This is a genomic window from Rhodoferax sp. GW821-FHT02C08, from assembly GCF_059421805.1.
The window spans coordinates 59,722-73,299 of record NZ_JBWKVR010000023.1; the positions used below are offsets into that span (position 1 = coordinate 59,722).

A 13,578-nucleotide genomic window follows, 5' to 3' on the forward strand; every position below is an offset into this window, starting at 1 on the left:
GCTACATTTTTAGTAGCTACTCGCGCATATCTTATGTGCGCCAGAGGCCAATTTAGCACTCAGCATTGGTTTCACTTGCTCCACGCATCTGACAGCCGCTCGGCCTGCTCCAGCACCAGTCGAATCGCCTCTTCCTGCCTATCGGGCGGGTACTTGTAGCGGCGCAGGGTGATGCGCACCAGGTTGCGCAAACGCGCGCGCACACTCTCGCGTTTTTGCCAATCTACCGAGGTGCTGTTGCGTAGCTTTTCAGTGATCTCCACCGCAATCTTTTTTAGCGCCTCGTCGCCCAGCTCACGCACCGCGCTCTCGTTGTCCGTCAGCGCGTCGTAAAAGGCCAGCTCCGCCGTGTTCAAGCCCAGTTTGTCGCCACGCAACGCTGCCTCGCGGAACTCCTTGGCCATAGCAATCAGCTCTTCGATCACCTGCGCGCTCTCTACCGCACGGCTCAGGTAGCGGTTCAGCGCAGCTTGCAGCCGATCACTGAACTTGCGCTCCAGCACCACGTTGGTCCGCATGCGCGACTTCACCTGGTCGTTGAGCAGCTTTTGCAGCAGCTCCACTGCAAAGTTGCGCTGCGGCAGCTGGCGCACTTCTTCCAAAAATGCATCCGACAAGATGCCAATGTTGGGCCGCTCCAGCCCGGCGAGCTTGAAGATGTCTTCCACCCCCTCGGCCACCACCGCGTTGTCCAGAATCTGCTTGAGCACCGCGTTGCGGCCCTCTTCTGACAGCTTGGCGTCCGACGTGGTGGCCTTGGCAATTACCGCCTTGATAGCCTGAAAAAACGCAATCTCTTCCCGCAGCAGCGCCGCGTCGTCCAGCGTGCCACAGAGCGAAAACGCCTTGGTAATGCCCAGCACCACATCGGCCCAGCGCTTTTTGCCATCTTCCAACCCCAGCACATGGTTGGCCGCTGTCAACAGCAGCGCCGTGGCTTGCGTACGGTAGGCGCTGAAGTCGAAGCCATGCAGTTGTTGGCGCGCCACCTCCATCAGCTCTTGCAGCTTGGCCAGCGCCTCGGCGGCGTCCAGCGTGGGCTGGCCTTTGCCCTTGCTCTCGGTGTAGGTGCGCAGCGCGCTGCGCAGTTCAGCGGCAATGCCGATGTAGTCCACCACCAAGCCGCCTTCTTTGTCGCGGAACACGCGGTTCACCCGGGCAATGGCCTGCATCAGGTTGTGGTCACGCATGGGCTTGTCGATGTACATGGTGTGCAGGCACGGCACATCAAAGCCTGTAAGCCACATGTCGCGCACGATCACCAGCTTGAGCGGGTCGGCTACGTCCTTGAAGCGACGCTCCAACAGCTTCTTGGTCTGGTTGTTGTAGATGTGCGGTTGCAGCACCGCAGGGTCTGCGGCAGAGCCCGTCATCACCACCTTGATTGCGCCAAAAGCTGGGTCGTCGCTGTGCCAGTCAGGCCGCAGTTTGATGATGGCCGCATAGAGCCGTGCACAAATCTCGCGGCTCATGGCCACCACCATGCCCTTGCCAGCCACCGCGCTGTTGCGCGCCTCGAAGTGCTGCACGATGTCTGCCGCCACCAGGTCCACCCGCTCCTTGGTGCCCACCAGCTTTTCCAGGGCTGCCCAGCGGGTTTTCTCGGCCTCTTTCAACGCGGAGTCTTCTTCGTCTTCAAAGACTTCTTCCACCTCGGCGTTCAGCGCCTCCATTTCTACCTGGTTCAGGTTCAGCTTGGCCAGGCGGCTTTCGTAAAAGATGGGTACAGTGGCGCCGTCGTCCACCGCGTCTTGAATGTCATAAATGCTGACGTACTCGCCAAACACAGCGCGGGTATCGTGGTCGCCTGCCTCAATCGGCGTGCCAGTAAAGCCCACAAAGGTGGCGTTCTTCAAACCATCGCGCAGGTGCTTGGCAAAGCCGTATTTGTATTTGCCACTCTTCTTGTCCAGCACGGCGCGAAAGCCGTATTGCGAGCGGTGCGCCTCGTCGGCCATCACCACAATGTTGCTGCGGTCGCTCAGCAGGGGGAACACCTCTTCACCATCACCGGGCGTGAACTTCTGCACCGTGGTGAAGATGATGCCGCCCGAAGGCCGTCCGGCCAGCAGGGCGCGCAGCTCGTCCCGGCTGCCTGCTTGCTGCGGCTGTTCGCGCAGCAGGCTGCGTGCGCCTACAAAGGTTTGAAAGAGCTGGCCGTCCAGGTCATTGCGGTCCGTCACCACCACCAGCGTGGGGTTGTGCATCTCGGGCTGCTGCATCAGCTTGGCGGCAAAGCACACCATGGAAATGCTCTTGCCCGAGCCCTGCGTGTGCCACACAATGCCGCCCATGCGCGAGCCGGGCTTCACCCGCTCTGCATACGTAGCCCACTGCTCTTGCACCGTATTGGCAGCAGGCTGTGTGGCGGCAATCACCGCCGCCTTCACCGCCGCACGCACGGCGTGGAACTGGTGGTAGGCCGCAATCTTTTTCACCACCTGGCCATCGGCCATTTCAAACAGCACAAAGTAGCGCAGATAGTCCAGCAGCAGCGCTGGCGCAAAAAAGCCGCGCACCACTTTCTCTAGCTCGTACTCCAGCAACGGGCGGTCGTTCTCGTTCTTGATCGTGCGCCAGGGCAAAAAGCGCTCAAAGCTGGCGGTGAGCGAGCCTATACGGGCATGCAAACCGTCAGACGCTACCAGCGCTTCGTTATAAACAAACAGGTCAGCCAGCTCGTCTTTGTAGGTCTGCAACTGGTGGAAGGCGCCTTTGATGCCCACCTGCTCCGCAACCAGGTTCTTCAGCTCTATCACCGCAATCGGCAAGCCGTTGATAAAGCACACCAGGTCTGGCCTGCGCGGCTGCTTGCTTCCCTGCACGGTGAACTGGTTGACCACCAAAAAGCGGTTGCGCTCGGGCGTGTCAAAGTCCACCAGCACCACACGGTCACCCCGGCGCTCGCCGTTGATTTCTACCTCCACCGGCACGCCACCCACCAGTGCCTCGTGGAAGGCGCGGTTGCTTTGGATGAGCGACGGGTGGTCTGGCTTGCCCAATTGGTGCGCCACGTCGTCCAGCACAGCGGCAGGTATTTGCGGGTTCAGCCGCGCCAGTGCCTCGCGCAGCTCGCCTTGCAGCAGCACCTGGCGGTAGTCGCTGCGCTGGGGGCTGTCGCTGTCAGGGGCAATGTCGGGGCCTGCGCGGTAGTCCCAGCCGGTGTCTTGGAACCAGGTGAGGGCGAGTTGTTCGAGGTCAGATTCCACCATTGCGTTTACTCCTCAGCCCTTGAAGACGAAGCGCTTTTCGGCTACGTCGGCAAGCAGATCGACAAGGCGGTCCACAAAAGAATGCTGTCCGTTCGGGTACCAGATCGGTTGGATATTCAGTGCCAGTAGACGGGTCTCTTTGTACTGCTTCGCTTGCACGTCGACTGGCGCCTCAACAATTGCGTAATGCATTGGTACTTGGTAACCATCGCCGTCCTTAGCTGCTTGAAATAAGTCCATTGTCCAGTCCTGATCTAGTCCGCACCCGAGAAAAAGCAAGGATTGGGAAACATAGATCTGACGTAAGGCCTTAGGTAGCGGCTTCTGGAAGTCAAATGGGTGGCCGTACGCTTGTTCGTACTGCTCGGCAGTCAAGATGTGCGTCGCTTCGGTTTCTGCGTCACCATGCAACTTCAATATGCATCGATCACCACGCACCAGCCGAGAGAAAAAGTTGTTCTCCTGTGTACCGTGCATGTAGGCCTTGAAGTCGAGGCTTTTCCCTTGATGAATGAACCCTTCGTAGGTCTTCTCAATGGCATCGTCAAAGTTCGTGGTGACTATGCAGCCCTTGGCGAAACGCGGCAAATGCTGTAAGGGCCCAGCTTTGAGCCTCAGTTGCTGCGCGCGATATGTGGTGCGAATGAAGTTTGATGTTTGCACTCGGTCATGGGCAGCCAACTGCTGTGCCGCTTCGAGAAAACGACCACTATCAATAAGACCTCGGATGACTGGCCCATCCGCGCCGGGCAAACGACTCAGCAGCAAAATCAACGCCTCACCCCACAAAGGCATGCCGAGTGGCTTCGAAAGCCCCGCGCCAATGAAAGGGACCACACGCACTCGCTCTACCGCCTGAAGCAAATCTTCGAACACGCCGGTAAGTCCATTGGTTCGAATCAGGTCAAGCGCTTTTTCATGCTTAACTTCGTTGCTATCGTTCTGCCAAGCTGCCTTTTTATCTTCATATCCTTCAGGGTCAACCCAAAACAAGACGTTGCTTACTTTGTAAACAGATTGATCGATAGCTATTGGGTCCCCGGCATCTAGGAACCCATTGAAATCCTTGTTTTGATCATATTGGGCCGTCAATAAGTCAATGGCATGCCCAAGTAGGGATTCTTCCTGCTTCGAATGATTCATGATCGGTTCTCCCGCGCCGAAACAACTAGCGAACCCGATAGCAGCTTGGGCAGCAATGTGTCGCGAACCTCCGAAAGAGTTTTCAGCTCCTCTGTGATTGCACGCATCTGACTGCGAACTACCATCGCCAATCTATTGAACGCTGCACGCAATTTTTCATCTGGCAGTGATGTCTGCAACCGATAGACGTTGTTGCGATTGAGCCCTGGTACAGCGGCATCGGTATTCATCGTTTCCAAAGCCAGCGTCCGCAACAGATAGAAGCAATACGTCAATTCCAATTTGGGCTTGACGTAGAAAACCGTGTCAATCGGGTATGAAGAACGGTCTTCCCAATACAAGCTACCAACCGTTCCCTTGCGTCCAACAATAATCGCAGGCCCATCAATCAGCGACTCGTTGTGATAACCAGTCACTCCGCCAGAGCCATAGACAGGAATCTCTCCGTCAATGCGATCTGTTGCCTTGAGCGCTTTGCCGTAGGCCAACTCCAGAACGTCATCCAATCGTGTGGGTAGCCACCCCGTCGGAATCTCCCCAAGCTCCGAGTCCTCGAAGCTGTCGGGGAACAGCGCGAGGAGTTCGGAGGTGAGGCCCAGGCGTTGGCAGATGGAATCCGCGCTCTCGCCACTGGCCTTGGCGCGCACGGGGTCGAAATCGACGAACCAAGACTGGAAGATGGCGCGGGCCATAGCTTCCAGCGTTTCGTGCATGCGGCGGTTGAGTTCAATTTTGTCGTCGAGGGTGCCGAGGATGTGGGCGATGGTCCTTTGCACTTCCATTGAAGGAACTTTGACCAACGCTTCGTGTAAATGATTTCGATTTATGCCGGGAACAGCGCCTTTGTCTGAATAGGCTTGAAAGTTAACGGTTTGAAGAAGATAGCGAAGGAATTTCGGCTCGTTACCTTTGAAGTCCGCAACATAAAGCGTGGTGTTAAGCGGCCAGTAGTCGGTTTGAACATAGAAAACTTGTCCAATAGTTCCATATCGACCCGTGACTACGCCAGGGCCGATTACTTTTGCTTCGTCGTGCAATCCACTGATCCCTGAAGAGGAAACGATCGGGATTTTTCCAACCACGCGCCGTTGTTGTGGCAAGTCAAACCCACGCTTCAATTCCATAGCGTCACCGAGCCGCATCGTTTGCCAATTACTCATCCCCCAAATCCCCACTCAACTCCGCCTCAATCTGCTCAATGGTCGGCAAGCTGCCTTCCAACTCCTGCGGCAACGCTCTGGTGAGTTGGGTTTCCCACTCGGCCACGCTGATGGGCTGGGTGCTGCCCGCCAAGGCATATTCCACCAACACGCGGTTTTTCTCGCGCACCAACAGAAGGCCCAAGGTGGGCTTGTCATCAGGGTGGGCCAGCAGGCGGTCTACGGCGGTCATGTACATGCCCAGCTGGGCACCGTCGCCTGCTTCAAACTTGCGGGCCTTGAGCTCAATGACCACATAGCGGCGCAGCTTGAGGTGGTAGAAAAGCAGGTCCAGGTAAAAGTCTTCGTCGCCAATTTCCAGATGCACCTGGCGGCCCACAAAGGCGAAGCCCTGGCCCAGCTCCAGCAAAAATTTCTGGATGTGGGCTACCAGTCCGCGCTCCAGCTCGGCTTCGCGGCGCGGGGCATCGGTGCCCAAAAAGTCAAACAGGTAGGGGTCTTTGAAGATTTGCACCGCCATATCGGACTCGGCGGTGGGCAGCGTGGCGGGGAAGTTGGTTTGCGCCTTACCGTGGCGCAGATGGGCTTGGCCCTGAATTTGGATTCCCAGTATGTTGCGTGACCAGCCTTCGCGCCGGGCAGTTTGGATGTACCACTGGCGGGTGGCAGGGTCTGAGACGCGATCCAGCAGCAGGCAGTTGTGAAACCAAGGCACTTGTGCAGCAGTCTGCTGCACAAGCTCCCGATCCGGCCAAGCCGCAGCAAAGGCGCGCATGTATTTGAGGTTGCGCGGCGAAAAGCCCTTCATGTCAGGAAAGGCATCGCGCAGGTCAGCCGCCAGCCGGTCCACCACCTTGGTGCCGTAGCCCTGCTCTGCCTGCTTGTGCAGGATGCGCTGGCCAATGTCCCAATACAGCATAACCATGACGCTGTTGCTGGCCAGCACCAAACGCAAGCGCTCTCCGTGGATGCGGCCTTTGATCTCAGCCAGCCAAGCGGCGTAGTCTGCCGGCATGTCACTGGCTTGCGCTGCCACCGGAAACATGGCGCTGCGGTCGGTTCGGCCGCGTTGGGCGCGCGGGGCTTGATCAGCAATGGCCTTGATCGGGGCGGGCTTCTTGGGTTTAGATGCCATAGCCCAGCCCCGCCAGGTTCTTGCGAATTTCGGCCTCCAGCCTTGCGCTCTCTTTGAATTGCTCGCCCAAAGCCGCGGTCAGGCGGGTCATTTTTTCTTCAAACGGCTCGGAATCGGCCTCTTGCGCGGCGGCCCCCACGTAGCGGCCTGGGGTGAGCACATAGTCGGCCTTGCGGATGTCTTCCAGCTTCACGGCTTTGCAAAAGCCTGCTTCGTCCGCATACATGGTGCCGCGCTGCCAGGCGTGGAAGGTGTTGGCCACCTTGGCAGTGTCTTCGGGCTTGAAGTCGCGCAGCACGCGGTCTTTCATGTAGCCGAGCTGGCGTGCGTCTATGAACAGCACCTCGCCATGGCGCTGGCGGCTGATGCCTTTTTTAGCGCGCTCGGCCTTGCTGCGGGTGAGGAACCAAATGCAGGCGGGAATCTGCGTGTTGGTAAACAGCTGGCCGGGCAAGGCCACCATGCACTCCACCAGGTCGGCCTCAATCAGGGCTTTGCGGATTTCGCCTTCGTTGTTGGTGTTACTGCTCATGGACCCATTGGCCAGCAGCAGGGCCATGCTGCCGTGGGGTGCCAGGTGGTGGATCATGTGCTGCATCCACGCAAAGTTGGCGTTGCCGTCGGGTGGCACACCGTATTTCCAGCGGGGGTCGTCGTCGCGCACGCCCTCTTTCCAAGCCTTCATGTTGAAGGGAGGGTTGGCCATGATGAAGTCGGCGCGCAGGTCGGGGTGCTGGGGGCGGGTGTAGGTGCTGGCGGGCTCTTTGCCAAAGTCGTAGTCCAGACCGCGGATGGCCATGTTCATGCTGGCCAGCCGCCAGGTGGTGGGGTTGAACTCTTGGCCGTAAATGCTGAGCTGGCCGATCTTGCCGCCGTGCTCCAAGACAAAGCGCTCGCTCTGCACAAAGAAACCACCCGAGCCGCAGCAGGGGTCATACACCCGGCCTTCAAAGGGCTCCAACATTTCCACAATCAGGCTGACGATGCTCTTGGGGGTGTAGAACTCGCCGCCGCGCTTGCCTGCGGCGATGGAGAACTCGCCCAAAAAGTATTCGTAGATGTGGCCCAGGATGTCTTTGGCCTTGAGCGCGCCGTGGTTGAAGGGAATTTTGGAGAACTCGTCAATCAGGCCGGGCAAGGCTTCGTCCACGCGCCAGCGAGCGTAGCTTTTGTCGAGCACGCCTTTGAGCTTGGGGTTGTCTTTTTCTACCGCTTCCAACGCGTCGTCCAGCAGGCGGCCTATGCCTTTGAACTTGTAGTCAAAGGTCTTGCCGTTTTTGACGGTGAGCACAGTGTCGATGGCGAGCTTGGCGCTGTCTTTCAAGAAGTCCCAGCGAGCCAGGGCCGGCACCCAAAAGACGTTGGTTTCGGTGTAGTAGTCGCGCGCCTCCAGCTCTTGGGCGATCATTTCGCCCGCATCCTCACCCAGGTAGTAGTCGTTGGCGGGGTCTTTGAAGGCGGCTTCCAGTTCCAAGCGGCGCTCCTTGAAGGCATCGGAGATGTACTTCAGGAACACAAGTCCCAAGACGACGTGCATGTATTCGCTGGGATTGACCGCCGAGCGCAAGCGGTCTGCTGCATCCCACAGCTGTTTGTCGAGATTGTTGAGAAATTGTTGTTCTTCGTTGTTCATATATGAATGCGCACGGCAAGTCCCTGGGCCCTGGGTGGGCACTCCCTTCCGAGGCATTCTATAGAGTCAGGTTTGGAAGCCTCACTCCAAACAGGCAAGAAGAGCAATAGGCTAGCAACTGATTGGATCCATAAAAAATGGCACCCTGGGGTGCCATTTTTTTGATATGCAACAGGCTGAATCAAGCCCGGTTCTGCTATGGAATATGCAGCTGCTACCGCAGGTAGTACCTGCGCTGGCAGCCATTTTTACCTACAATAGGAAACGGCAGCTTGCGCTGCCGATTTTGTTACAAACCCACTGCTCGCCCGGCGTGGCACCGGGGGGTGGGTCGCAGGCACTTTAACGTGCGGGCATCCGGCGACGATCGCGGTCGTCAGAGGGCCAGTTGTATTCAGTGGGGTGGGCTATCGATGTCATGGGAAACTCCTTGTGCACCTACAACGAGCAGTCCCAAGCATCGGTTGACAAAGTTTTTACAAGTTTTTTATACCGTGACGGAGTTGGCAAAAACGTGGGCCTGGCCCATCACGGTAATTTGCACGGTAGAACCCAGCGGTGGAATGTGGATGGCCGGGCTACGCACCAGCAGCGGCTCGGTACCCGCCTGCGCCTCGCCCAGCAGACGCACGGTGAGCCCGCACAGGGCGCCGCCGAAGTCAATGTCCTCCACCACGCCGCAGCAGGCTTCAGCGTCTGGGTCCAGCTGTTCCGCCGGAACCGGGGTCAGCTGCAGTTGCTCAGGACGCAACATGATCTGCGCCGAACCGGTGCGTTCACTGTCGTGCACAGGGATCACGCCCAGCGCGCAGGTCGCCCAGCCCTGCGCCAACTGGGCCGGCAGAACAATGGTTTCACCCAGAAACTGGGCCGTGGCGGCGTCTACCGGGCGCAGATACAGCGCATTGGGTGCGCCAACCTGGACCAGCTTGCCGCCGCGCATCACAGCAACTTGGTCGGCGAACGACAAGGCCTCGGCCTGGTCGTGCGTGACCAGAATGGTGGTGATACCGGCCGCGCCCAGCAGTTGGGCCACGGCCTTGCGGGTACTGGCACGTAAACCGGTGTCCAGCGCCGAAAACGGCTCGTCCAGCAGCATCAGGCGTGGTCGCAAGGCCAGGGCGCGGGCCAGAGCCACGCGCTGCTGCTGTCCGCCCGACAGCTCGTGCGGGCGGCGTGACAGCATGACCGGGTCCAGGGTCACCATCTGCATCAGCTCGGTGATGCGCTGGCTGCGGTCGGACGCGTTGCGGGCCAGGCCGAAACCAATGTTGTCGGCCACGCTGAGGTGAGGAAACAAAGCCCCTTCCTGCGGCACAAAGCCGATGCCGCGCTTGTGGGCCGGCACGGATTGCAGGCCCTGGGCCAGTTGCTGGCGCCCCAGGCTGATGCGGCCGGCGTCAGGCGCTTCAAAGCCGGCGATCAGGCGCAGCAGCGTGGTTTTACCTGAGCCGGAAGGCCCGACGATGGCGGTTCGGCTACCGGCAGGCACATGCAGGTCCACGCCGTCCAGTGCTACCACCGGGCCATAGCTTTTACGCACCGCATTCAATTCAAGAAAACTCATCTTCCGGCGGTCCGTTTCGATTGCACATACAAAAGCCAGGTCATAGGCATGGACAGCAGCACCATGGTCAGCGCATAAGGCGCGGCTGCGGCGTAGTCGATTTCGCTGCTGAAAGCCCAGAAGGCCGTTGCCAGGGTTTGCGTGCCGCTAGGCGCCAGCAGCAAGGTGGCCGTCAACTCATTGGTGATGCCCAGGGACACCATGGCCATGCCGGCCGCAGCACCCGGCGCGGCCAGGCGCAGGGTTACGGACCACAGTGCCTGCGCGGGCGAGCGGCCCAGGCTGCGCGCCGCGTATTCCAGCTCGACCGGCGCCTGGGCAATGCCCGCACGCAGGCTGACCAGGGCACGCGGCAAAAACATCAGCGCATAGGCCATCAGCACGGTGAACACGGTTTGGTAAATCGGCAACGCCACGCGCACGGTCACGGTGACCAAAGCCAGGGCCACCACCACGCCAGGCAAGGAGCCGACCAAGTAATTGCAAGCCTCGGTAAGCCGCTGCAGACGACCCGGCGCGCGGATGGACAACCAGGCCATGGGCACGGACACCAGCGTGGTCAAAATGCCGCCCGCCACCGCCAGGGCCAAGGTTTGGCCGAGGGCCGAGGCCATCACATCCCAGTGCCAAACGGCCGCACCACCGGCAATCAGCCAACGCCCGAGAGTAAACAGCGGCACGCCCAGAGACAGCAAGGCCGTCACGGCCGGCAGCAGCCAGGCCAGCACGGTGTAGCGGCCAAGGCGGGCGCGCATGGGCATGCGGGCCGCACCCGTGCCCACGCGGGCATAGCGCTCGTTGCCGCGCAGGCCGGACTCCAGCGCCAGCAGGGCGAAGCAGCACACCACCAGCACGCCGGCCAGCATATTCGCGGCGGGACCGTTGTAGGTGGACTGGAACTGGTCCACGATGGCGGTGGTGAAAGTGTCAAACCGGATCATCACGAACAAGCCGTATTCGGCCAACAGATGCAGGCCCACCAGCAGGCCACCGCCACACAGGGCCAGGCGCAGCTGCGGCAGCACCACGCGGAAAAACACCGCCCAGGGCCCCAGGCCCAGCGATGCAGCTGCGTCTTCCATGCCCGGGTCCAGACGGCGCAGCGCTGCCGACAGGGGCAGGTACATGAACGGGAAATATGCCAGGATGGACACCAGCATGCCGCCGGCCAGGCCATGCAGGCCGGGCGCCACGGTGATCCAGGCATAGCTATGGACAAAAGCCGGCACCACCAGGGGTGCCACCGCCAGCCAGGCCCAGGTGCGGGCGCCGGGCAGGTCACTGCGCTCGGTCAGCCAGGCCAGCGCCAAGGACAAGATCGCACACAGGGGAACGGTGCAGGCCACCAGCCAGGCGGTGTTGACCAAGAGTTCACCAACGCGCGGGCGGAACACCAGCGGAGCAGCAAGCTCCCATCCCGTGTTCCAGGCCACCCAGACCACAAAGCCCAGCGGCAACAGCGCAAACAAAGACACCAAAACCGCCGCTACACCCACCCAGGACGCAGAAAAGCGCCGCATACGGCGCAAGAAATGCGGCAGCGCGCCTGGCATGGCAGGCGCGCTAGGAAGAACCGAAGGTACTACGGACACTAAGTTTTATAGCAAGCCCGCCTGGGTCATCAGGTCCGACACTTTTTTGCTATTCAGTTTGGAAGGCTCGACTTTAGGTGCCTGTAACTCTGCCAGAGGCACCAGTTTGGAATTGGATGGGGCACCGAAACCCACGGCATACTCATACGAGTCACCGGTACGCAGAATTTCCTGGCCGCCCTTGCCCGTCACCCATTTAACGAAGGCCTGGGCCTGGGCTTGGCGCTTGCTGTTAGCCAACACACCACCACCAGAGATGCTGACAAAAGCACCCGGATCTTCGTTGCGGAAGTAGTACAGCGCGGTGTTGTTGCTGTTTTCACCGGTCTTGGCCTGGTCGCCGAAACGGTAGTAATGGTAGATGATGCCGCCATCGATCTGACCTGCATTCACGGCCTTCAGGACAACGCTATTGCCCTTGTATGGCGTGGCGTTTTCCTTCATCGCCTTCAACCAGGCGGCCGTCGCGGGCTCACCCTTGAGTTCCAGCATGGCGCTGACGATGGCCTGGAAGTCTGCGCCCGCAGGCGATGCGGCCCAACGGCCTTTCCAGCTAGGGTTGGCCAGGTCCATCATGGACTTGGGCAACTGTTCAGGGGTGAATTTTTTCTTGTTGTAAACAAACACCGTGGTGCGGGCTGCAACGCCAATCCAGCGGCCGTGCTCAGGACGGAAGCTGGCAGGCACCTGGGCCAGGGTGGCCGGGTCCAGCGGCGCGAACAAGCCAGCGGCATCCACCAGGGCCATGGCGGGGGAGTTTTCGGTCAGGAACACGTCGGCATTGGAGGCCGCGCCCTCTTGCACCAGTTGGTTGCCCAATTCACTGTCGCCACCATTACGCAAAATCACCTTGATGCCGGTTTCCTTGGTGAAACCATCGGCCCAGGCCTGGGTCAGGCTGACGTGCTGGGCGTTGTACACCACCAGCGGATCAGACGCCTGCGCCCACACGGACGTCGCCAATACACCCACTGCCAGTGCCGCAGCGCGTGCCAAAAACGGAATGGAAATTTTCATGAAAAGAATGGTGAGGGTAGGAGCTGCATTCCAAGGGTGCAGACCCTATGCCCGCTCCACAAAAATGCAAATACGAATTAATTGCATCTGAATTGTACTCTTGCCTGTATGCGGCCGACGGTACAAAGCCACACGGGCAGGTAGAGAACTCAGCGGGAACGGACCATGGAGCGGCGGTGCCTGCGCCGCCGAGACGATTTCGCCCGGCTACGCAGCAAAAAATAGCGCGCGATCTTTATGCAGAGATACAGGACCACGGCACCACCCACCCAGGGCGCCACCTCGTCCAACAGTTGCGCGGCCAACAAGGACGCACGGGCCTCGTCCTGGCGCATTTGCTCTTCTGTGCGCGCCGGGCCAGCGGTACGCATGCCGGCAGATGCATCGTTGTTCGCACGGGCCCTGCGCGCGGCATCGATTTCGTCCTCGCTGCCCGCATCCAGCACCTGGCGGGCTTTTTCCATGCTCAAGTCGGCACTCAGGTTCTGGTAGGTATCCTGGGCGCCGGTCGCCTTCACCAGGTCTTTGTAAGCGGCGCTAATCGACTCGTCATTGGCAGGCTTGCCAATGGAGACATTCGCGTTCGTCACGGCGGCTGGTGCTTCAGGGGCTGCACGGGCTGCCGAAGGGGCTTCGTCGGTCTTGGTGACCGGAGATTTGCGCGCTGTCTCGGCGGAGGCTGCATCGTTGCCAACCGGAAGATCCAAGGCCGCCGCAGTCGCCGGGCTTCCAGCCGACATGCCTGCAGAACCGGCCTGTGTTGCGGCAAAAACCATAGGCCCCAGGCCCATACCCATCAGCGTCAACAGTGCTTTTATTGTGAAATTTATGCGCATATCCGGCCTTTGCACTACTTTGCTTTCTCACCGCAAAGTAAATATTGTCTGCCCCATGTTCGATTGTGTAAGGTATTGATACATTTGATTTTAGGGAAAACCGCCAGCACCCGATATTTATGCTGCGGGCCTACCGGGTTACGCCGGAAACACTACAAAATAAGTAGCGCCAAGCGTACGTAAATAGAGCACGGAACCCCGTTTTTCCTGATTAGCTACCTGCCTCAGACAGACTTGAATTTTGGTTCAGATGCGCCATACTGGTGTTTCATCCAGTTGTGTG

The 13,578-nt window shown here is 59.5% G+C and carries 9 protein-coding genes; all 9 read right to left on the reverse strand.

What is annotated here, in order from left to right; translation table 11 throughout:
* Nucleotides 1-71: 71 nt before the first annotated feature.
* Nucleotides 72-3,212, reverse strand: coding sequence for a type I restriction endonuclease subunit R (locus AC07VY_RS21990; protein ID WP_495099310.1), 3,141 nt, complete (start codon nucleotides 3,210-3,212; stop codon nucleotides 72-74).
* A 12-nt stretch (nucleotides 3,213-3,224) separates the two neighbouring features.
* Complete coding sequence (locus AC07VY_RS21995) at nucleotides 3,225-4,355, reverse strand: SIR2 family NAD-dependent protein deacylase (RefSeq protein WP_495099311.1); 1,131 nt, start codon at nucleotides 4,353-4,355, stop codon at nucleotides 3,225-3,227.
* Nucleotides 4,352-5,479: a restriction endonuclease subunit S gene (locus tag AC07VY_RS22000; RefSeq protein ID WP_495099312.1), complete on the reverse strand. Its 1,128-nt coding sequence runs from the start codon at nucleotides 5,477-5,479 to the stop codon at nucleotides 4,352-4,354. The genes AC07VY_RS21995 and AC07VY_RS22000 overlap by 4 nt, the downstream gene beginning before the upstream one ends.
* A gap of 28 nt (nucleotides 5,480-5,507) precedes the next feature.
* The gene (locus AC07VY_RS22005) at nucleotides 5,508-6,650 is read right to left on the reverse strand and encodes a PDDEXK nuclease domain-containing protein (protein ID WP_495099313.1); all 1,143 of its coding nucleotides are present in this window, start codon (nucleotides 6,648-6,650) and stop codon (nucleotides 5,508-5,510) included.
* Nucleotides 6,640-8,283, reverse strand: a complete 1,644-nt coding sequence (locus AC07VY_RS22010; protein ID WP_495099314.1) for a class I SAM-dependent DNA methyltransferase — start codon at nucleotides 8,281-8,283, stop codon at nucleotides 6,640-6,642. Before AC07VY_RS22010 ends, AC07VY_RS22005 begins: the two co-directional genes overlap by 11 nt.
* A 487-nt stretch (nucleotides 8,284-8,770) precedes the next feature.
* Nucleotides 8,771-9,850: an ABC transporter ATP-binding protein gene (locus tag AC07VY_RS22015; RefSeq protein ID WP_495099315.1), complete on the reverse strand. Its 1,080-nt coding sequence runs from the start codon at nucleotides 9,848-9,850 to the stop codon at nucleotides 8,771-8,773.
* Nucleotides 9,847-11,370, reverse strand: a complete 1,524-nt coding sequence (locus tag AC07VY_RS22020; protein WP_495099316.1) for an ABC transporter permease — start codon at nucleotides 11,368-11,370, stop codon at nucleotides 9,847-9,849. Before AC07VY_RS22020 ends, AC07VY_RS22015 begins: the two co-directional genes overlap by 4 nt.
* 78 nt (nucleotides 11,371-11,448) lie before the next feature.
* A complete protein-coding gene (locus AC07VY_RS22025) occupies nucleotides 11,449-12,459 on the reverse strand; it encodes an iron ABC transporter substrate-binding protein (RefSeq protein WP_495099317.1) in 1,011 nt (336 codons plus the stop codon).
* Nucleotides 12,460-12,608: 149 nt separating this feature from the next.
* Nucleotides 12,609-13,295: a hypothetical protein gene (locus tag AC07VY_RS22030; protein ID WP_495099318.1), complete on the reverse strand. Its 687-nt coding sequence runs from the start codon at nucleotides 13,293-13,295 to the stop codon at nucleotides 12,609-12,611.
* Nucleotides 13,296-13,578 lie beyond the last annotated feature (283 nt).